Origin of the sequence: Streptomyces sp. HPF1205 (genome assembly GCF_020400825.1) — a bacterium.
Classification (GTDB): Bacteria; Actinomycetota; Actinomycetes; order Streptomycetales; family Streptomycetaceae; genus Actinacidiphila.
This window is the reverse complement of sequence record NZ_JAINVH010000011.1, coordinates 1-20,069: the sequence shown is the minus strand read 5'-3', so window position 1 is coordinate 20,069 and position 20,069 is coordinate 1. Positions and strand designations below refer to the sequence as shown.

19 protein-coding genes are annotated in these 20,069 nt (G+C 70.7%); 8 read left to right on the top strand and 11 right to left on the bottom strand.

Annotated features, from left to right (window positions below; translation table 11 throughout):
* Nucleotides 1–22: 22 nt before the first annotated feature.
* The 8 genes from K7G61_RS14695 (at nt 23) to K7G61_RS14660 (ending at nt 8,101) form a co-directional block, all read left to right on the top strand.
* Nucleotides 23–1,288: an ATP-grasp domain-containing protein gene (locus K7G61_RS14695; RefSeq protein ID WP_374204134.1), complete on the top strand. Its 1,266-nt coding sequence runs from the start codon at nt 23–25 to the stop codon at nt 1,286–1,288.
* A 38-nt stretch (nt 1,289–1,326) separates the two neighbouring features.
* Nucleotides 1,327–2,283 (top strand): DUF317 domain-containing protein, encoded by a 957-nt coding sequence (locus tag K7G61_RS14690; protein WP_225847255.1) that lies wholly within the window; start codon nt 1,327–1,329, stop codon nt 2,281–2,283.
* 273 nt (nt 2,284–2,556) lie between these two features.
* Nucleotides 2,557–3,024 carry a hypothetical protein gene (locus K7G61_RS14685; protein ID WP_225847254.1) on the top strand — a complete coding sequence of 156 codons (468 nt, stop codon included), beginning with the start codon at nt 2,557–2,559 and terminating at the stop codon, nt 3,022–3,024.
* Nucleotides 3,025–3,198: 174 nt separating this feature from the next.
* Nucleotides 3,199–3,666, top strand: coding sequence for a hypothetical protein (locus K7G61_RS14680; protein WP_225847253.1), 468 nt, complete (start codon nt 3,199–3,201; stop codon nt 3,664–3,666).
* 247 nt (nt 3,667–3,913) lie between these two features.
* Nucleotides 3,914–5,587, top strand: coding sequence for a collagen binding domain-containing protein (locus K7G61_RS14675; protein ID WP_225847252.1), 1,674 nt, complete (start codon nt 3,914–3,916; stop codon nt 5,585–5,587).
* 52 nt (nt 5,588–5,639) lie between these two features.
* Entirely contained in the window at nt 5,640–6,641 is a 1,002-nt protein-coding gene (locus tag K7G61_RS14670) for a collagen binding domain-containing protein (protein WP_225847251.1), read from the top strand.
* 420 nt (nt 6,642–7,061) lie between these two features.
* Complete coding sequence (locus K7G61_RS14665; protein ID WP_225847250.1) at nt 7,062–7,352, top strand: hypothetical protein; 291 nt, start codon at nt 7,062–7,064, stop codon at nt 7,350–7,352.
* On the top strand, nt 7,262–8,101 hold the full coding sequence (locus K7G61_RS14660; protein WP_225847249.1) for a DUF317 domain-containing protein: 840 nt from the start codon (nt 7,262–7,264) through the stop codon (nt 8,099–8,101). The genes K7G61_RS14665 and K7G61_RS14660 overlap by 91 nt, the downstream gene beginning before the upstream one ends.
* A gap of 200 nt (nt 8,102–8,301) precedes the next feature.
* Here the strand turns inward: K7G61_RS14660 and K7G61_RS14655 are convergent, their stop codons facing one another.
* The 11 genes from K7G61_RS14655 to K7G61_RS14605 form a co-directional block, all read right to left on the bottom strand.
* On the bottom strand, nt 8,302–8,784 hold the full coding sequence (locus tag K7G61_RS14655) for a hypothetical protein (protein WP_225847248.1): 483 nt from the start codon (nt 8,782–8,784) through the stop codon (nt 8,302–8,304).
* Nucleotides 8,785–8,861: 77 nt separating this feature from the next.
* A complete protein-coding gene (locus tag K7G61_RS14650) occupies nt 8,862–10,580 on the bottom strand; it encodes a relaxase/mobilization nuclease domain-containing protein (protein ID WP_225847247.1) in 1,719 nt (572 codons plus the stop codon).
* Between the two features lie 22 nt (nt 10,581–10,602).
* Nucleotides 10,603–10,968, bottom strand: coding sequence for a plasmid mobilization relaxosome protein MobC (gene mobC / locus K7G61_RS14645; protein ID WP_225847246.1), 366 nt, complete (start codon nt 10,966–10,968; stop codon nt 10,603–10,605).
* A gap of 257 nt (nt 10,969–11,225) precedes the next feature.
* Entirely contained in the window at nt 11,226–11,411 is a 186-nt protein-coding gene (locus K7G61_RS14640) for a hypothetical protein (RefSeq protein WP_308190635.1), read from the bottom strand.
* 134 nt (nt 11,412–11,545) lie between these two features.
* Nucleotides 11,546–11,737 carry a hypothetical protein gene (locus K7G61_RS14635; protein ID WP_225847244.1) on the bottom strand — a complete coding sequence of 64 codons (192 nt, stop codon included), beginning with the start codon at nt 11,735–11,737 and terminating at the stop codon, nt 11,546–11,548.
* On the bottom strand, nt 11,734–13,200 hold the full coding sequence (locus tag K7G61_RS37290) for a DUF2637 domain-containing protein (protein WP_374204133.1): 1,467 nt from the start codon (nt 13,198–13,200) through the stop codon (nt 11,734–11,736). Before K7G61_RS37290 ends, K7G61_RS14635 begins: the two co-directional genes overlap by 4 nt.
* Complete coding sequence (locus K7G61_RS14625; protein ID WP_225847243.1) at nt 13,197–13,832, bottom strand: WhiB family transcriptional regulator; 636 nt, start codon at nt 13,830–13,832, stop codon at nt 13,197–13,199. The genes K7G61_RS37290 and K7G61_RS14625 overlap by 4 nt, the downstream gene beginning before the upstream one ends.
* Before the next feature lie 136 nt (nt 13,833–13,968).
* A complete protein-coding gene (locus tag K7G61_RS14620) occupies nt 13,969–14,712 on the bottom strand; it encodes an ATP-binding protein (protein ID WP_225847242.1) in 744 nt (247 codons plus the stop codon).
* Nucleotides 14,709–15,788 (bottom strand): hypothetical protein, encoded by a 1,080-nt coding sequence (locus tag K7G61_RS14615; RefSeq protein ID WP_225847241.1) that lies wholly within the window; start codon nt 15,786–15,788, stop codon nt 14,709–14,711. Before K7G61_RS14615 ends, K7G61_RS14620 begins: the two co-directional genes overlap by 4 nt.
* The gene (locus K7G61_RS14610) at nt 15,788–16,108 is read right to left on the bottom strand and encodes a transcriptional regulator (protein WP_225847240.1); all 321 of its coding nucleotides are present in this window, start codon (nt 16,106–16,108) and stop codon (nt 15,788–15,790) included. The genes K7G61_RS14615 and K7G61_RS14610 overlap by 1 nt, the downstream gene beginning before the upstream one ends.
* Nucleotides 16,109–17,067: 959 nt before the next feature.
* Entirely contained in the window at nt 17,068–18,663 is a 1,596-nt protein-coding gene (locus tag K7G61_RS14605; RefSeq protein ID WP_225847239.1) for a helix-turn-helix domain-containing protein, read from the bottom strand.
* Nucleotides 18,664–20,069: the final 1,406 nt, after the last annotated feature.

The following is a 20,069-nucleotide window of genomic DNA, read 5'->3' as shown; positions in this document are numbered from 1 at the left end:
CCTTTTTCCCTTTCTGCTCGGAGTGTTCTTGTCTTCTCGTCCCACCGTCCTGGTCACCACGCTCGGTGACTTCCGTTACAGAGGCTTCTGTCTTCAGCAGGTGGCCGCTGCCTACAACGTTGTGGTCATCGACTCCGTCTCGCCCACGCCCGAACACGCCCCCTACGTGGCGGACTTCGAGATCGCCGACCCGCACGACGAGCAGGCCCTGCTGGCTGCCGGCCGCGAACTTGCCGGACGGCATGACCTTGCCGGGGTGATGACGTGGAACGAGTGGGTGCTGGTGCCCACCGCCCGCCTGGCTGAGCAGCTGGGCCTGCCGTCCAACACGCCGGAGGTGATGCTGGCCTGCCGCAACAAGGCCACCGCGCGGGCGCGGTTCGCCCGGGCGGGCGTGCCGTCGGCGGCGTCGATGAAGGCCGCCAGCCTTCTGGAGGCGGCGATGGCGGCCGATGCCGTCGGCGGCTACCCCGTCGTCCTCAAGCCCGCCGCCTATGCCGCCAGCGTCGGCGTCATCCACGTCGAACGCCCCGAAGACCTGCCCGCCGCCTTCGGCTTCGCCACCGCCGGAGCATCACAGGCCATGGAGTCCACGGCGGTGCTGGTTGAGGAATACCTCGACGGCCCCGAGGTTTCGGTGGAGACGGTAACGTTCGCCGGTACGACCCTGCCTGTCGCGGTGACCCGCAAGAGCCTCGGCGCGCTGCCGTACTTCGAGGAGACAGGCCACGCGGTCGCGGCCGGTGACCCTTTGCTGGCCGAGGCCGGGCCGGTAGCGGTGGCCGCCGTCCGCGCGCTCGGCGTCGAGCACGGCGTGTGCCACGTGGAGATCCGCCTCACCTCCCGCGGACCCCGGGTGGTCGAGGTCAACGCGCGGATCGGCGGCGACCTGATCGGCCACCTCGTGGACCTGGCCACCGGTATCCAGCTCGCCCGCGCCGCCGCCGACATCGCCTGCTGGTGCGCCCCGGACCTGACCCCGACCCGGCACCAGGCCGCAGCCGTCCGTATCCGCTACCCGGAAACCTCCGGCACCGTCACCGCCCGCGGCCTCACCCGCGGCTTTGCCGCGGGCACACCGTGGCTGGACCGCGCGACGTGGCTGTGCGACGTGGGCGATCGTCTGCTGCTGCCGCCCGAGGGCTCGAGTTTCACCGCCCGGGCCGGCCTGGTGGTCGTCACCGCGCCGACCGCAGCCCTGGCCGAACGGCGGGCCCAGCGCGCGTACGACCACATGACCGTGGACATGGACCCGGCCACCGACGAACCCCAAGCCACGACGGCCTGACCCGAATCCACCCCCTGTCCCGTGAACAGAAAGCCCCCGTGACCTCGACTCCTCCCGACACCACCGGCCCCGGCACATCCGCTCTTGAGCGGCACGTCCGCGAAGGCCGTGACACCTCCGGTGACGACGTGCTGGTCGCCCCCCGCTACCTGGCCGGCGGCTCCTGGAGCCCCACGGACGCCTTCGTCCCGCTGACCCACCACTACTGGCACGACATGAACGACGAGCTGGGCAACTTCTACATCACCACCATGGGCTCCCAACTGCGTGTGGCATTCGTGCCCGAGGCATCCGAGCTGATGCCGGACGCCACCGCGCTGTGGCAGATCCGCGCCCGCGACGGCTGGCCGCCGCGCGAGGTGTGGTCGGCCGCCTTCACCGACGACACCCCGCCGGAGATCATCGCTGCCGTCACCGCCGAACTCGACGCCACTGTCACCGCCGACCACGGCCGCGAGCGGTACATCGACCGCGGCATCACCCACGACGAAGACCCCGCACAAGTCTGGGAAGTCTTCCGGGCCGCAAAGTGGCAGGTCACCGCCAGCGGCTTCCTCGCGCATGCGCAGTCTTCCGACGAGCTGGTCCGCGTGGCCTACCGCGACCCGCGGCGTGTGGGCCGGGACGAAGCCTGGCTCGCCACCGTCCGCGACCCCGGCGGCGCGCGCCGTCCGCTGTGGGAAGCCTGGTTCCACAGCGCCACCCCCACCCGGGTTGTGCGGGCCTTCGCTGCCGCCCTGACCGACCCGGCCCCGGTCTCCCGCGAAGCCGAATCCCTCACCGCATCCTGCCGCCCCTACGCAACCCCGCTGCACCCGCCGGCCCCGGTACCCCAGCCGGCGGCGGTGCCCACACCACTGGAGCTCGCCCACCGCCTGCGCAACCGGGCCACGGCACTGCAGGCCGTCAGCGTCCCGCGCTGGTTCACCGGCACCACAACCCGCACCATCCCCCCGGCCCCGCTGGCGACCGTCCCCGCCCGTCCAGTCCGCTGACTGGCACGGCCGACGAGGCCGTCCCCGGTACTCGTATCGGCCCTTACGGCATCGCCGGTACCGATCGGCCCCAGCCCCTGGTGCTGACCGATGATCCCGCGGACCTGGAGTCTGCCGTCCGCGTGCCCCGGTAGACCGTGCCTCGGCCGAGAGCCTCGCCCAGGGCTGATCAAGGCAACCCGCCGTCGGCCGAGCCCGGGGGCACAGGCCCCGGGGCTGCACGTTGAACCCACCATCCGCTGGAGGTCTGCCATCACGCTGGATGCACCCGGCTTGTTCACCCGAGCCCTCGACCTGCCGCTGACCGGTGCCGTGGTCATCGGCACCGTCTTCTACGCCGCACCCACCGCGGCGGCCCCGCTGCGGCTGCGGATCAGCTTGTCACCCACCATCCGCCAGGGCGAGTTCAACGGACTGCGCCTGGCAGCTATCCATCCCGACCACGGGCAGATCGACACCGCGCATCTGGCGTTCGCCGACCACGGCACCTTCACCGCACGCGATGAACGCCTGCGCGCCGAACACCGCACCCACATCCAGCCCGGCACCGTCCGTCAGGACGCCCCCGAACCCGACTGGGCACAGGGCGACTTCACCGCGCTGCAGACCGCGGTCGCGCAGTACGTACGGATGTGGTTCAACACCAGCATCCCGCCCCTGACCCCGCCACGACGCCGCCCCCGGACCGTCACAGCCCTGCCCGCCCCGGCAGCCGACCACGAACCCGGCCGCTCCCGCTGACCTGAGCACGTCCTCAGCCGCTGACGGCCCGCGCCGCCTTTCCACTGCGGGCACCTCTTCAGCGCGACGGGCACCCGTGACCGCCCGCCCGTCGGCCGATCCCTCGCTCCGTGGATGACCCGAGTCCCCCTTCGGGGATACCACCCACGTTCTCCGAATAAAAGGAAAAGCTCTTTGCGTTTCAGACACCGCGTTGCCCTCATCACCGCAAGCGCCACTGCCGCATCGGCAGCCATGCTGTGCGCGCCTTCACCCGCCAGCGCCATGTCGCTTCCCAGCGGCTCGTGCGGCAGCGGGTACACCAAGGTCGCCACCTACAACATGATCTCCTACACCGAATCTCCTTCAGTGGGAGGCTACGTCTCCGTCTACTATTCCGCCGCAACCGGCCGGAACTGCGCCATCGCCCGCCCGATCACGACCTGGGCCGGACAAAACACGGGGCTGACTGTATGCATTGAACTAGCCAACGGTACCCGGGAATCCTGCGACGGAGCTCCCGAACACGACTACCGTTATTACGCCGGGCCGGTCTACGTCACGGCTCCGCACACATGCATCAACGTCTACGGCTTCATGCAGGCGCCGACCGAGGAAGCCTGGCCCTACGACGCGGTGGCGAACAAGGTCCTGTGCGGCTGACAACCTGCACCACGCACAATACGCGCGATGTCTCAGGATCCCGCATGATCACTTTCCTGCCGCAGTCGCAATGCCCCGCTGCCTGGGGCGCGGCAGGCCCGGGCGTCAGCGCTGAACCACCGGCGCATTCCACCGATCCGGGCCCGCATCCCGCCGTCCCCTTCAGAGCAACGGAGTTGTCCTGACCCGAACTCGCGTTATCCGCAAACCCGCCCGGCTGGCAACTGCCTTCGCCGCAGCCTCAGTCTTGTGCGCACTGGCTTCGGCCCCCGGCTGGACGGCGTCATCGTCCGCCGACCGGTTCGGTCCGGGCTATTCCATTCCCGATGCGGAAGGCAACCCGGGCACGAGCCACATCGGCGCCTACGGCCCGCCCGGCACCACTATCCACGGCACCGATGAGACGTACTGCGCGGATCCCGAGCGGCGCGGACCGGATTCGGCCGGCGCCTACGGAGCGCCGAAGGCGGTGTCGTCCTGGACGTCGTCGGTCACCGGCAAGCCCGTCCCGGCCGAGGACTTGCGGTATGCGGCGTATGTGGTCAGCCGGTACGGGCAGACGCGCGATCCGGTGCAGGCCGCCGCGGTCGACGCAGACGTCTACCAGTGGCTGGCCGGCGGCACCTACGGCATCAACGGCTCCCGCGGCAGGCAGCGCCTGGCCTACCCCGTCGTCCCGGCCGCCGCCCGCACCCTGGCGCTGCGCTACCTGACCGAGGCCGCCCGCTACGCCGGCCCCTACACCCTCCGTCTCACCCTGCCCGCGGCCGAGGTCCACGCCGGGCAGAAGGTGACCGCCACGGTGAAGGTCACCTCCACCTCCACTGGCGCACCGATTCCGGACGTCGCCGTGGCTTGGTCCGAATCGGGCTCGGCTATCGCCCGCGGCACCGTCACCACGGGCACCGACGGCAGCGCCTCCTGGACGTTCCGGACCGGGCAGCGCGGCACCGCCACGCTGACCGCCGAAGCCAGCGGCCTGCCCGCCACCGGTCTGCAGATCCTCCGCCCCCGCAATCCCGCCGCCCAGCGGATGCTGCTGGCCGGCACGACCAGCACGGCGAAGGACACCGTCAGCATGGCGGTACGGTCGGCACCGGGCGGTATCGAGATCCACAAGACCGACCCGGGCGGCGGCCACCTCGCCGGCGTCACCTTCCAACTCCTCGACCAGACCGGAAAGACTGTCGTGGCGCACGGCGTCACCGACAGCCGCGGGGTACTGGACTTTGAGAACCTACCGCCGGGCACCTACCGGCTCCACGAGGTCTCCGCAGGCGACCGCATCCACCAGCTGGCCCCCGACCAGAGCGTCACCGTTACCGAGGGGCAGACCGCCGCCGCCCATCCGATCACTGTTGTGGACGAGTTCACGCCCGCTGCACTGACCGTCCGCAAGACCGACAAGACCACCGGCAGGCCCCTGCCCGGTGCGACGATCACCATCCGTGCCGACACCGTCGATGCACACGGCCAGCACGCCCCCGGCCCGGCGGTCCTCACCCTGACCACCGGCCACGACGGCCTCGCCCACACCTCGCTCGACGTGGTACTGAAGAACGGCACCCGGTACTGGGCCACCGAAACCGCTCCGCCCGCCGGCTACCGCCCGGATGCGACACCGGTCTCCTTCACCGCACGGCCCGGCACCACGGTGACCATCACCCTCACCGACACCCCGACCCCCTCCACGCCGTCCCCCGGCCCCTCCACGCCGACGACCACCCCGCCGCGGGCCGCCCCGCCGTCCCCTTCGGCACCGGCTTCTCCCTCACCCCGCCACGGCACCCTGGCCCACACCGGGGCCGACGCCGGGCTCGCCCTGGCCATCACCGCAGGAATCCTCACCAGCGCCGGAGCCGTCCTGCTCGCCGGCAGCTACCGGCGCAACCGCCGCCACGACCGCACGGCCCGCCGATAACCCCCGCACGACTGCCCACCGCCGACGACCTCAACCCTGGCAGACAAGCTCCTTGACCTACCGTCGCCCCAGCCGCCTGACGCTGTGCACCGGCGTTCTCGGCCTGACGACCGCCGCCTTGGCGCTGGTGGTCTGCGTCCCGGCCAACGCGGCCACCCCGACAGCCGCACCGTCCGCTCCGCACAGCGCCACACCGCTGGATGTCGTGCCCGGCGGCATCACGCTGCACGTCACCGCCCCCGACAACACACCCGTACCCGGCGCCGCCTTCACCCTCACCGACCTGGCCGGCACCACCGCCGCCACCGGAACCACCGACCCGACCGGCGACCTCGCCTTCACCGCCCTGCCCGCCGGTATCTACCACCTGCGGCAGACCGCCACCGGCACCCCCATCCTCCAGGCAGCCCCCGATCAGGACGTCGTTGTTCCCGACGGCACCACCGCCCCCGTCACGGTGACGGTGACCGACCCGTTCACCCCGGCCGCTCTCACCGTTCGCGTGGTCGACCGCACCGGCAAGCCTCTTCAAGGCGCCGTCGTCGCCCTCACCGACCCCTCCGGCAAGGCGATCACGGTCACCACCGGCCACACGGGAAGCGCCCAGGCCAGCCTGCCCGTCACTGCCCGCACCGGCACCACCTACACCGCCACCGAACACTCCGGCCCCAACGGGGTCCCCGCCCACAGCAAGCCTGTCACCGTCCGCGCCGAACCCACCGCCCGGATCGCGGTCACCCTCACCGACACCACCACCCCAGCCCTCACCCCACCGACACCCACCCCGACGGCCAGGCCAACGAACAGCGCGTCCACCCCACCGACACCCAGCCTGCCCACCGCGACCGCCCCGGTATCCCCGCCCGGACCCACACCGCCCGCATCGGCCACGCGAAACACCTCGGCGTCGCGCACCCAACTCGCCCACACCGGAGCCGACGCCACCACCTGGCTCGCCTCCACCGCCGGCCTGCTCCTGGTCATCGGAGCAGGCACCCTGTCCGGCGCCCGCTACCGGCGCACCCACAACCCGCCCAGGCAGGAAAAGAATTAACTGAATAGACCGCCACAAAGGCGGAACCGAACCCCGAGCAAGAAACCCCTACGGGAAAAACAGCGGCGGCGCCCACCCAGGGCGCCGCCGCTGTTTGTACCCGGGAACAGGATGGTGGGGAGTTCACCGACAGCAGACGCCAAAACCGCTGCACGGACTGGAACAACCTGCCAGGCCATGTCAAAATTGACGTCTTCCCGTCAATCGCTACCCGAAGGAAATCCGATCCGGAACGCGCCAAGCGTGAAAGGGCCCTTTACGGGATCACGTGAGGACAATGTTTCCCCCGGTGGAGGCGAAACGATGGCGCCCGGCCAGGCGGCCCCGCGTACTGGCTGCCGCGCTGGACTGCGGCCGTGAGCAAAGCACCTTTATGGAGTGCTCGTCCCCCAATTCTCCATTGCAGGAAAGGAATCGCCCATGACGGTCGGCGAACTGATCGAGCGCCTGTCCGCCTACGACCCGGCCGGAGATGTACGGCTGGCCATCAACCCCGACTTCCCCTTCGCCCACACCATCGGCGCCATCACCGCGACGACCGAGAACGGGGAACAGACGGTCTTCACCGGCGAGAGCGGCCACCAGACACACCTTCCCGTGGCGGTCGCCCAGGTGCTGGGGTGGCAGGCGCTCACCGAGCCGCCGACCCGCACCCGGCGCACCCCGCTGCACCCGGCCGCAGAGGACGCCTTCGGCCGCGAAGGCAGCTGAGCCTCGACCCCGATACCCCGGAGCCGCCCCTGCCCGCTGTTCGGCCGCCTGACGACGCATCTCGCTTCCTGGTCAGTCCCCGCTACCTCGCTGGCGACAACGAGGCCCTGGCCGACCACGTCACCGACACCCTCACCGGCGCGGGCTGGTCGTGCTGGACCACCTCCCAGCACACCCTCCTGCTCGCTGCTCCCGGCCAGCTGTGCAGCGCCGAGTGGGTCCTGCCCGACTATCCGATGCTGCTGGGCGACCTACCGGTGGCCTGGAGGATCTCGGCCCGCCCCGAGCCGGACAGGCGGCGGGCTTCCTGGAACGCCTACCTGACCGCCGGCCTGCCCGGCGAAGCCGTCACCGCCCTGGCCCTTACCGCCGAAGCCGCCGAGGACCCCACCGCCCGCCGGTACGGCCCCGACGTGGTGATCGACGAGCTGCTGGCCGCCGGCTGGTCACCGGACCCCACCTATCCCGACAGCACCATGTGGGACCCCCACCTGGTGGCCTGCCTGACCCTGCGCACCCTGCCCGAGGGAATCTGGGACGAAGACCCCACCGCGCACATGCCCGGCTGGCAGGCATGGGCCGAACCCCAGGCCGGCGCCCCGTTTCTGTGGTGCGCGGCCTTCAGCCACTCCGCCCCGCACACCCTGGTTGCCGCCTTCGCCGCCGCCCTCACCGACCCCCGCCCCGTACCCCGCCGCGCCCTCCCCGACCTGGGCAGCCCCCACCTGACCACCGTCACCCCCATATAAACCGGACGCAGCAACACCAAGCGGGGCGTGCCCCCAGCCCGGAAGGGCTGGGGGCACGCCCCGCTTTTCTCTACCGACCGGCTCAGCCCTGGACCGCCGTAACGGAGCCGGCCCGGCCTACTGACCGCCGCACCCGCTGCTGGTCATGTCAGCCTTCGCCGGCCCATGCCGCCGGACGCGATCGAGGACTGACCAGAGAGTCACGACGGGAAGACGATCCCGGAGAACGTCCCGTCGAATCCCGTCTTTGCGATGCCATCCTCCTTGGAGCCGTGCAGATCTTCGACCGGGCCGCAGATCCGGTGGAACCACGCGCTGCTGAGGGCGGGTTCGCGGGTCTCGTGGGCGCTGCGGCAGCGCAGCCAGATGTCCGGGCCCACGCACAGCACCAGCCAGTCGCGGTCGACTCCGCACACCGGGCAGGTACGGATGGTGCCGTCGATTTCCAGCGGCCACGGGAATTCCATCATCTCGCCGGCCAGCTCCCGGCTGTCGGGAGCCCGCAAAGCCGGAGGCAGGAAGTCCTCACTGGCATGAGCTGCCGGGCCGGCCGGTGCGGTATCGGCGAGTGCCTCCTGGACGCGCCGGGAAAGCTCGGGCGAGGTGGGGTCCATCAGGTGGGCGGTCTGCTGGATGAACTCCTGCAGTCCCGGGGGTTCTTCATACCTGCGGCGGCGGAACATGGCCCTCCCCTGTGCTGTGCATGCGATGTGAAACCAATCCTCTCGTGCGCCATCGCCGGTTTCTACTCACGAATTCTTCAGACCGTCCGGCCCGGATCGCGCCCCGACTGCCCCGGCGTTCTGGGCGGCTTCGGCGCGGCCGTGCGGGCAGTGGCACCTCGGCGGGGCGCGGCCGGGTCTGCGGGAAGGCCGGCGGTGCGGCGCAGCCGCCAGAGAAGGACGTCGCTGAACGATTCGGCGGTGTCCAGTTCCCTGCGGGTGGCTGCCTGGGCGAGCAGGCGGCCCGGCTGGTGGCCGGCTGCCTCGGTGTCGGCGAGGGTGGCGGCCAAGGCGTACCAGCCGGGTTCGGCCAGGATCTGATCGGCCAGCTCCGGCAGCGCCTCGCACACGATGGCTGCCTGCCGCTCCCGCACCGGCGCAGGAAGCGCTCGGCCGCGCCGGTAGGCGGCGGACAGCGTTCGGCCTGCGGTTTTGCGGTAGGCGGCACGCAGATGCTCGGCGGCCTGCCGGGCGGCGGCGGCCTGCTGGGCGTGCTGCTTGCGGCCGTGCCAGTGGGCGGTCGCCATGACCAGGAAGAACAGCATGTCGATGGCCATCGCGGTGCCGGCACCGTCCTCGCCGCGGCCCAGCGCGGGACCGGAGTAGACCAAATCCCGGGCCGCCCGCCGCAGCGCCCGCGCGTGCCGTCGCTCAGCCCGGACGTGCGAGCGGGACGCCCGCTCGAACGCGGCTGCGGCCTCACGCAGTTCCCGCCGGGTGTGGGCGGCCGAAGTCTGGGCGAGCGCGTCGAGAACTTCGCCGGCAGCGGCGATCTGCGCTGCCGCCTCACCATCGCTTCCCTGATCGATGAGGAGGATCGCCGCCCAGGCAGCCTCGGCGGTCCGGCGGCGCGCGGGTGCCGGGCGCCGCCCGGAGCGCCCGGACGCCGAGACCGGCGGCGTCTCACCACCCTCGCGCTCGGGCGCGGTATCGAAGAGCTGCCGGATCCGGGGCAGCGACAGGTCCGGGGCGAGGGTGGAGCCGGAGTAGAACACCGGCTCCCCACTGGCGTTAAGGTCGTCGGGCAGCGCGACGCTGTAACCGGACAGGTCACCGGAGGGCAAGGTACGCACCCGGACAAGCAACCCGGCACGGCCCAGGCGGTCGAAGAACTCCTCGTCGCCAGCAGCGCCGGCGACCGCGCGGCGAACGGCTTCGCGCAGGTCCTCGCGCGCCGTGCGCTCGCGGCCGGTGCGCTCGGCCTTGTGGCGTTCGGCGCCGGTGGGCCGACGGGCGGCGGTGCCGTCCCCCGCGCTGAGCCGGCGCAGTCCGTAGGCGACTTCGAGCAGGCGGGCTTCGGCCTGGGCACGTCGCGCGTCCTGGTCAAGGGCAGGCTTGTAGCCGTCCTCGCGGACCAGGGTGGCGATGATGTGGATGTGATCGTCGGCGTGCCGGACCGCGGCCCACCGACATCCGGCCCCGTCGCCGGGATCGATGCCGGTCGCGGCCACCATGCGGCGGGCGATGTCGGCCCAGTCGCTGTCAGACAGGACCGGGTCTTCGGGGGCGTTGCGCACCGACAGGTGCCACACGTGCTCAGCCGGACGGCGCTCGTCCTCAGCGGCGGCCACAGGCTGGTCGAGCAGGAGTTGCAGTTCCTTCAGCGTCGCCGCCGGATCGCGACCCGGGTCGGGGGCCATGCCGTCGAACGAAGCGACCAGGTGCGGGTCGGTGTGCTCCTCGGCTTGCCCGGGCCCGTACAGGTAGGACAGCAGACCGTAGGTGTTCGCGCCGCGGCTGTGGATTCGTGGAATCACTGAGATGGGCCTGCCCGTGCTGCTAGGTCCGGTCGAGGAGCTGGTCGGCGGCGTCCTGCACGCGCTGGATGGCGCGGTGGACGGCGGCGACCACGACGTCTACCTCGGAGGGATGGGCGCCGGAGTTGATCGCGCGGGCAATCTGGTTGAGGTTGTTGCCGACCTGTCCCAGGTGCCGGCGCGCGGCGAACAACTCGGTGACCAGCTCCCGCTGCCCGGCCACGGCGGCGGCTGTGGCATCGGCGTCACGGGCAGCGGCAAGACCGGCACGTACCAGATAGGCGGGAAGGCTGGTACGCACGACGCGCGCTGCCGCCGTCAAACGGCGATGCTCGTCGTCGTTGAGGCGGACGTTGCACATGCGGACGCGTTTGCGCTCGCGCGACATCGGTGAACGCTTGCGCGACGCAGCAGCTGCAACGACGGTAGAGGGTGGCTTCTCTTGCGGCTGCGGTTCGCCCTCGGCCGCAGCCCCTTCGACCTGCGCCCCCCGGCGCGGGTCGCCTCCCGTTACCCCCGGGGCGGGAGATCGCCGAGCAGCCTTCCCCGACGGGGAAGAGTAGCTTGGCGGATAACTTGCTCGCGCTCCGTGCACCTCTCTGACCTGCGGAAACCGGCTGGCAGGATGGGACTCTTCGGGGTTCGTCACCGGGTACGGATCCTTCCGGTGCGGGTCTGGTGCTGCAGGCGGGCGGCCAGGTCGAGGACGGCGGACGGTCCGCTGAGGACCTCGACGGGACCGTACGGGTACTGCTGGACGAGCCACTGGCCGCTGGGAGTGGGAAGAGCGGCGTGCAGGAGGCGGTAGCGGACCAGGACGTCGGCCCACACACAGGCTTCGGCCCAGCTCGCTGCCCGGGCACGTCGGCGGGGAGGTATCAAGCGGTCAACTCCAGGGGTGCGGGGCGGTGGTGGCCCGGCCAGTGGCCGGGCCACCACGCGAGGAACGGGTTGTCAGGGGTGGTTCAGGCGCATTCGGGGCAGTTCTGGTAGTGCCGGCTCAGGGCTTTGGCCATGCTGTGCCGGGCTTCGACGGCCAAGGTGGCGCTCACCTTCGCCGACGACTTGCCGGCGTGCCGCTCGGCGTGCGAGGTGTGGGCGGCGACGTCGCGTTCGGCCAGAGCCTTGATGCGGTGGAATCGGGAACAGGGCTTCATCTGTCTCTGGTCCTTCGTCCGGGCCGGGGCAGGTGGGCGAGCGTCGGGTCGGCGTACAGGCGCCGCTGCAGTTCGGTGAACCGGGAGTTGCTGATCGGCACGCCGGCCTGGTTCAGGTACGGCCGAAGCGCCCGCCGCGTCATCCGGCCCTCGGCCAGGGCCGCTTCCCGCGCGATCGACAGCAGTTCCTCCAGCCCGGTCCCCTCCCCGGGGGTGCCCGTGGAATCGGCTGTGGTCCGGTCCGCGGTCCGCGCATCCGGCTCGTCCCCGGCGCCCCTGCTGTCCGGCCCGGTCCGTGGTCCGCGGTCCGCGGACGCGCGATGGTCACCGGCCTCGTGGTCCGCACGGTCGCCCGGTCCGCCGGTCCGCTGGTCCGGCCCTGGTCCGCGGTCCGCCGGTCCGCCGGGGTGGTCCCCACGGTGGTCGTGGTCCGCTTGGTGGTCCGGTCCTCCAGTCCCCTGACGTGACCGGTCCTCGCCCGCGGTCCCGGCATGGTCCGTAGGTCCGCTGCCCTGGGCTGCTGCCGTGGTCCGGTCTGCCGGTCCTCCGCGATCGTCCCCCGCCGCCGCAGTCGCCCGGGCGGGTGGTTGTTCCGCGGTCGCGGTTTCGCCGCCGCGATCCGCGAGTGGCTCGCGATCAACTGGTTCACCCTGGTCCCGGCGGCCGTGGCCTCGGCCGCTCTGGTCCCCGTCGTGGTGGTCCGCTCGGTGGTCCGCGGGGTGGTCCGGACCGCTGGTCCACTGTGGCGGTCCGGCTTCGGGGTGGTCCGCTGGTCCGTGCTGCGGTCCGCCTGTCTGGTCCGGCGCGTCGGTCGCCAGGTCCGGTCCGTGGTCCGGGGCCTGCCCGCCATGCAGGTCCTGGCTGTGAGTGTGGTCCGCGCGGACCGCGTGCCCGAGGTGGTCGTCCGGTCCGGTGTGGATGGTCCCGTCTGGGCCGGTGCGGACCGGGACCAGTCTTGACGTGCTGGGTTGGTCCGCTCCCGGCTTGGTCTGCTTGCCGGGGCGGGTGGGGTGGTGGCGGGTGATGAGGATGTAGAGGTGGACGGCGCCGGCCAGGGCGAGGGGGGCGATGGTGGATAGGACGGCGACGATGTGGTCGCCCAGGCGCAGTCCGTCGTGGTGGGTTTGCTGGTTGAGGCGGACGGCGTGCAGGGCGTTGGCCCAGATGCTGGCGGTGGTGGCGGTGGCGAACAGCGTCCAGGTGTACAAGCGCGCCCGCAGGGGTGCGGTGGACATCACCAGCAGGGCGCGGATGCCGTAGGCGATGAAGCCGTCGATGACCAGGGGGAAGAGGTAGCTGAGCTGGGGGCGGACGTGGATGGCGATGCCCATCTGCTGCAGCGCGTCGTAGGACAGGGCGCATCCGGCGCCGCCGAGGGCAAGGATTGCGGCCCGGTCCCACCACCCAACCGGCGTCGCATCCGGATCCGGGCCGGGGGAGGGGGCGTGGTGGGGGTCGGTCACGCAGCCTCCTCGGCGAGTTCGGCGTCGGTGGGCCCGTCGAGCGCGTCGAACTCCTGCGCGCCGGTGGTCATGTCGTCGAGGTCGGCATCGTCGTCGTGGTCCAGGGGCTCGGCGACGGGCAGTGCCGTGGTGGGCAGCGGGATGCCGGCTTGGTGGAGGTCGTGGCGGGCTTTGCTCATCAGATCGCGGGTGTGTTTGACGGTGAAGCCCAGCACGGTGGCCAGGCGCCGGGGGCTCCAGCTGCGCAGGATGGCTTCACGGGCGACGGCGTCCCGTTCCCGGGTGGACAGCGGGATGTCGCGGCCGGCGACGACGGCGCGCACGCGCCGGTACTCCAGCCGGTGGGCCACGCCTGCGTGGAGCGTGCGGCGTTCGGCTTCGGTCCGCCCACCCCAGATGCCGTCCTTGGTATCGGTGTCCAGGGCGGCGTTCAGGCAGGTCTCCTGGACGGGGCAGCGGGCGCAGATGGCCTTGGCCTGGGCGGCGGAGGCGTAGTTGCGGGCGGTGGGGAAGAACAGCTTGTCGGCGACCTTGGGGGGCAGGTCGTTGCAGGCGCCGTGTCGGTGCCAGGTGGTGTCGCCGATGCCCCGAAGACCGGTGGCGGGGGCGTCGTGGGTGGTGATGTAGCGCAAAGGGTGACTCTCCGTGGTGCGCGGTGGTCGGCGAGCAGCAGCGCAGGGGCGCAAGGGCAGGCCCGGCCGAGAAGGGCGTGGTGACAGGGCGCGGGGCGGGTGGTGCCGCGCGTGCAGGGGTTCGGGCAGGTGGCGGTCAGCCGGCGGTGGCGAAGCGGCGGTCGGGGCCGGTGAATTCGACCGGTTCGCACATCCCGGACAGCCTCGACAGGACGCGGTCGCCGACCATGTCGCGCAGCACCCGGGCCTGCGAGTGCATCCGCTGGTCACGGACTGGGGGCAGGTTGGTGGTGATCAGCGTCGGCAGGCGGTTCTGGCAGCGCCAGTTCAGCAGCCGGAACGTCAGCTCCTCGGTCCACTCCGAGGACTTGGCGGCGCCGAGGTCGTCCAGGAGCAGCAGCGGCACCCGCACGACCTGGCGCAGCTGGTACTCCACGTCGATGCCCGGGCGCGGGCGCATCTCGCCGTACAGGTCGGCGGCGGTGGTGGCGTGCCACCGCGTCGCGCACCCGGCGGCGGTCAGGGCCCGGATCGCCCCGTACGCCTGGTGTGTCTTGCCGGTGCCCGTCGGTCCCCACAGCAGCAGCGAGGGCCCGTGGGCGATCTCCCGCCGCCCCCGCCCGCCGAGATCAACCGGGACGGCCGCCTCGGCGATGCGCCGCGCCCAAGCGGTGACCTGCGGGTGGTCGGCCACGGCCTGCCGGTAGTCGTAGGGGATACGTTTCTGCGCCGCCTGCTCGGCAGGCGAGGGCTCCGGGCGCTCGTCGGGGACGGGACCCGAGGTCAGGCTCAGTCCGCGTTCGGCGAGCTTGGCGCTCATCCAGGCCGCGACACGGTCGCCGGCGACTGGGCGGGGGTCGTCCAGGCGGGGGAGGGTCATCGGCGGCCTCCGATACCGAAGCTGCTGGGCGCGGGCCCATCCGGGTTCTGGTAGGGGACGTAGGCGGGGGAGGCGGTGCGGGCCCACGGGCCCCCGCCGGAGGCGCCCACGACCTGGGGCGCGGCGTTGACGATCTCGTTGACCAGGCTCGGTAGCACGCTCGGATGCAGGCCCTTGGTTCGCAGCTTGTCCAGGGCTGCCCGGATCGGCTCGGGTTCGAAGCCCTCGCCGAGCAGGATCCGGATCTGCTTGCCGAGATGGCCCAGGGTGTTGCTGGGCGGGCGGCGGTTGCAGGCGGAGATGTACTCGCCCAGCAGGTCCTTGGCCGAGACCTCCACCGGGGACGTGTCCGGCGCGGGAGCTTGCCGCCCCACAGGTACTGATCCAGGATCCAAGATCCTAGATCCAGACGACGAGGGCTCGCGAGGATGCATCGAGGCTTCGACGAATACCGTCTGACCTGCGCACTCGCCTCCGTCCTCCGGCACGGGTGAGGCGGCGGTGACACAGCCCTCCTCCGGTTCCGGCAGCAGGTCCGCTGCCGGAGCCGGATCGGCGGAAACCGGGCGATCGAGGGCTCGTCGAGTCTGCGCGGGTCCGCGGCCGGCCGTGTCCCCGGCGACAGGGCCGGCCGTACTGACCGGGCTGAAGCCGGCGGGGACAGAGGTGGCGCGGTGGGGGTTGGTGCAGGCGTCCTGACCGCAGCCGCCGCACCCGTGCCTGGTGGGCGAGCCGTGCTCGGGGCAAGCGGGAAGGCGGCTGGGAGTGGCGCGGTCGATCTTCTGGTGCTTGGCCCAGGTGACGATGTGCAGATAGGTACGGCCGTCGCAGCCGGTGTACAGGCAGATCAGCCCCGCACGGGCCAGCTGCTCCAGATCGGCGGCCACGTGCACCGGGGTGTGCTCGGGGCGCAGCGCCCACAGCCGCCCGTGGATGATCGCCGGGTGGGCGCGGAACCGGCCGGCGTCGTCGGCCAGGGTCAGCAGGCCGAAGAACGTCAGCACCGCGGTGACGGGCACCGAGGCCAGATCTTCGGAGTCCCACGCCTCGGGCTTGATGGTGCGGATGCGGGCCACTAGAGCGCCTCACCCCCCAGGCGGGCGGTGCGCAGGTCGAAGGTGCGCGGCTTCTGCCATCCGGCGTCGGGGTGGGCGCGGATGATCCAGCGGGCGGCCACCAGCTCCTGGGTGCGGGAGATGCGCACCGGGTGGCCGTGGGCGTCGCGGGCGCGGACTTCCAGGTGGGGCCAGGGCTTGTACGGGCCCTGCAGGGTGATCCGCAGGACGGCCGCCTGGGGCATCATCACGGCCAGGCGGCGGGCCAGTTCTTCCGTTCGCGGCCGGGGGCGTGCTGCCGCCAGGGTTTCCTGGGACGCTTTGCACGCGGCTTGGGGCATGCAACACTCTCCGTGAGTAGGCCGCACCGGGCGTCCCTCGCCAAAGGGCCGGTGCGGATGTGTGAGGTGGACCCGCGCCCGGCAAGGCGTCGAGGCCACCGCGGTCGGCGTCCAGGGGCTTCGCCCCTCGGGCGCCGGTTCCGCATCGTGAAAGCCGTGCTCGTGCGCGACGCTCTGTCCTATCGCTGCCTGTCTCCTCTCCGTTCGCCCGCCGGGCCCGGTGCCCCGCGGTGGGACCAGGAACATACGCACCGCCGCCAGCAAGATCCAGACATAGCTACACAATCATCAAATCCGCACTGGCACCCACATGCTGAGGACGGTCCCGCCGTGTAGAGCGGAACCTCGCATCTGCATGGGCGTCAATTGCCGTCTGCCGCCTGGGATCTGGCGAACCAGGGGGCGGGTGCGCCGCACTAGGGGGGCCTCCGCTCCGACCGTATGGCCGCTAGAAGAAGGGCTCCCGTTACTCCAGTACCGTCGCAGAACGGATGCTCCCCGAACGCCAGCCACCGGCCATATGGTGCATGGGTTTCACGGCAGTGGGCTGCTCGGCGTGATGCGCCGCCTTCTGGAAGGGGCGGCCTCCACACGGCTGGTCTCCGGCGGCAGCGGTGAAGCATCGGTTGCCGAGGAGGTGTTCTGATGGAGGCCGCTCCTGGTGCCGACTCTGCGCGCTTCTGCATTTTCCCGCCCGCTACGATGTGGTGAGTGCATGTGCCACTCAACCACGAGGGGCGGCTGTTGCGCATCGGCCAAAATGCACCATCAGCCCTGCTGAGACGCCCTTTATGCACACCGCGGGGATGGTCGTTGTGCACATTGGGCGGTGCTTCACCGTTGTGGTGCACGACGGACTTCAGCAAGGGAGTTGATCCGCCGTTTCTGCCTGCTACTTCCGCGCCGCTGCCGACTGCTCTAGGGAAGAGATGCCGTCGGCAGCGTAATGTCGACTGGGCTCAGGCGGCCGTTGCCTCCTGGGGGCGAGGCAGCCGCGTAATCATGAGGGCCAAGGTGACGTCGTGAGCTCCGGTGAACCCATTGACACTGTCGCGCCGGCCAGCGCCCGCCGAGTGAGGTATCAGCGGCTGCTGCAAGGTGGCGCTGGCCCGGCGCAGCCTCGCCCGCACGGTCTTCTGTCCGATTCCCAGTCGCCCCGCAGCGAGGCTCGCGGACTGGTTGACGTCAATCCACGCTTCCAGGGTTTCGCGGAGTTCTTCTTTCAAAGGGGCAAGGTATTCCTCGGCCCACCGGAACAGTTCCGGTGTGGCGAGAAGTTCCTCCCACGTCGGCACCGGGCCTTCCGGCGGTGCCTCGCCGCCGTGGAGGTCCATGATTCGCAGGGCCAGGTCGAGTTTCAACCGGTCGATGAGCTGGGTGATGTCCATATCCAGCATGGCGCCGATGGCGGTGACGCGCCGTTCGACGGTGTTTCTGTGCAGCCCGGACAAACACGCGGCGCCGGTCGTGCCAAGAGCCATCCACGCCTGGATCGTTGCCAGCCAGTGGTCCCGGTCCCGGCGGTCCGCTTCCCAGCTCTCCAGCGGCGTGAGGACCGCGGCTGCCCAGCGGTGGGCCTTGTCGCGGGCAAGGAGACTGATGACCGAGGCATCCGGAGTGAACACCGCCGTACGCCCCGCGGCGTTGGCTGCCGCCGCCAGCGCCCGGGTGGCCTGTACGTGGCCCTCGGCCGCCGCATGCAGCGCAACCAGCTGGCTCTTGCCGACGTACGTCCCGCTGTAGCGCTGCGCGATCGCCGTCAGCGTCTGGCCCAGTCCGTCCTCTTCTCCGGTCACCACAACGACCTGACGGGCGTCGACAGGGCAGGGAGCCACCAGCGCCCGGTTGCCGAGCTGGGTGGTGCACGCCTCGATGAGCAACGTTCGTGAGGCTGCGGAGCCCTGGACGAGGTAGACGTAGATCTTTTCGGCGTGCATGACGGCCGGGCTGATCTTCAGCGGTGCTGCGGCCCGTTGAGCGGCTGGAATCTGCCCGGCCATGACCATCTGCATCAGGGAGGACCGCACCATGGTCATCGCCTCGGTACTAACCGAGGCCAAAGACAGCCACCAGGCCAGCACCACCTGGGTGTGGGTGACGGCTGTCAGGCAGTGCTCGTCCCATGTCCCTCGTCGCGTCACGGCCAGAACCGGATGCGGCGTGGTAGCGCCCATCGCGTACAGGCGCACCGACCAGCCCGCTTCGCTGAGGGCTGCTGACCGCGGCGACCCGCTGACGAGAGCCTCGAACATGTGCGAGGGGATGGCGATGCCGTCGGGGAGCACCGGTCTGTCGGCCTCTGCGGGCGTGATCAGTGCGGCGTGTCCCCGTACGGCTTCGGCCAGCCACTGGCAGATGCCCTCCGAGAGCGAGTTCGCCGAGGACAGGCTGCGTGCGCGTTCGAGCAGCAGTCGCATCTGGCGGGCGTCGGCGGCCTCGTGCTCATGGCGCAGATCGGATATCACCTGGGAAAGCCGCGGCAGATACGCCGCCTCGGGGGCCTCAAGGACGGTCAGGCCGACTCGCTCGGCCGCCGCGCGTAGCGGGTCCGGCAACGGCGAAACACAGACGAGGCCGGCTGCGCCGCTCTGTACCAGACCCGAGGCTCGCTGAGTACACAGCGCGGAGGTCGACCACCGTTCAGGTCTGGTTACTACGGCCAGAACGTTGCGCCAGCCCTGCCGACGCGGAGCGCCTCCCTCGGGCCACACCCCGACGACCCGTTGGGCGGAGTTGGCGAGATGAACGCTCCGCAGTTGAGGTTCAGCAGCAAGCAATGTACCGAGCAAAGGCAAGGCCCCTCCATGCCAGTCTGGGCGCCGTCCTCCTCGATATGCGCCCTTGCGATCATTGTCTATGCGTTGATTACTTCACGGGGTAACCGATCCGTGTGAGAACATTCGGCGGACGATTTCCAGCCGTGACGACGCTGGAAACATCTTCGTGAGTCCAAGGGCGCGCTCCCTTGGGCTCGTGGCCCTGAACCGACCTCGCGTGATGCGCTCACCTGCCATCGCCGATGATGGTCGACGAAATTTTCCAAGTGCCGTGTTGGGGACGTTTCAGCGTGGGTCGGCTACGTCTGGGCGCCGGCACATGCCTCGTGGGCTGGCCAACTACCCCTGTCCCGCAGGGCGGTGACCGCTGCCAACTGGCAAATAAAAGCCAGGTTGTGGTAGTCGGCCAACGGTATGCGAGCCTGCTTGCGGCTGATTACCCCGTCCCCGGACGGGAGTGCCGCGACCGCGGCCTCATTGCCGGGAAACTCGACGGCACTGTGCGGACGGGCGCCCGAGGGCGGTAGGTACACCGAGGTGGTCAGCATGAAGGGACTCCAGCATCGAGCACCTCGCAGCCCCTGTGAGCTGCGAGGTCTGTGGGATTTAACCCAGTGGGCGGCGCCGTCGTCAACGCCTCCCACATGCGCTGTGACGCGCGTAGAAAGGGGGCGCGTGGCACCGTCTGTCCGTGCTTACGGTCTGTCAAATAGCAACGGAGCAAGGAGGAATGTCAGTCCACCGGCTACCGGAAGGGGTACGGCTTTCGGGCGCCGACTGCCCCCGGTGGGGACCCAAAAAAACATCACGAGAAGTTAGGGCGTCACTACGCATCGGACAAACAATGTCCGATCACCTGCCGGACTTGATGCGGTTGGCCTGGTATGCGCCGAGGGGGGCGGCTGCGCTTGCCGGCTCGGAGTAGCGGTGACCTGCGTGAACGTGCGGGGGTGCGTGAGGGGTGTCGAACCCGTGTGCGTAGGGTGTGCCAGCGGGCATCAGGAAGGACCCGGCACCGGCTCCTCTTTGCGTGCTCCGGCTCGGGCACTGCCCTGAACCAATACCGAGCAAGCGAAGGAGGAATGGATGACAGGCGCGGAAAGAGGCGGCAACGAGAATCACCGAGGTGAGCACCAGGAGGGCATTCCTTCGCCCGTAGACGGGGGAATCGCCGGACTCATGGG

Coding starts and splice junctions, on each gene's coding strand:
- K7G61_RS14665 (WP_225847250.1), top strand. CDS start 7,062: ATGACGGTCGGCGAACTGATCGAGCGCCTGTCCGCCTACGACCCGGCC.
- K7G61_RS14655 (WP_225847248.1), bottom strand. CDS start 8,784: ATGTTCCGCCGCCGCAGGTATGAAGAACCCCCGGGACTGCAGGAGTTC.
- mobC (WP_225847246.1), bottom strand. CDS start 10,968: ATGTCGCGCGAGCGCAAACGCGTCCGCATGTGCAACGTCCGCCTCAAC.
- K7G61_RS14635 (WP_225847244.1), bottom strand. CDS start 11,737: ATGAAGCCCTGTTCCCGATTCCACCGCATCAAGGCTCTGGCCGAACGC.
- K7G61_RS14620 (WP_225847242.1), bottom strand. CDS start 14,712: ATGACCCTCCCCCGCCTGGACGACCCCCGCCCAGTCGCCGGCGACCGT.
- K7G61_RS14610 (WP_225847240.1), bottom strand. CDS start 16,108: ATGCCCCAAGCCGCGTGCAAAGCGTCCCAGGAAACCCTGGCGGCAGCA.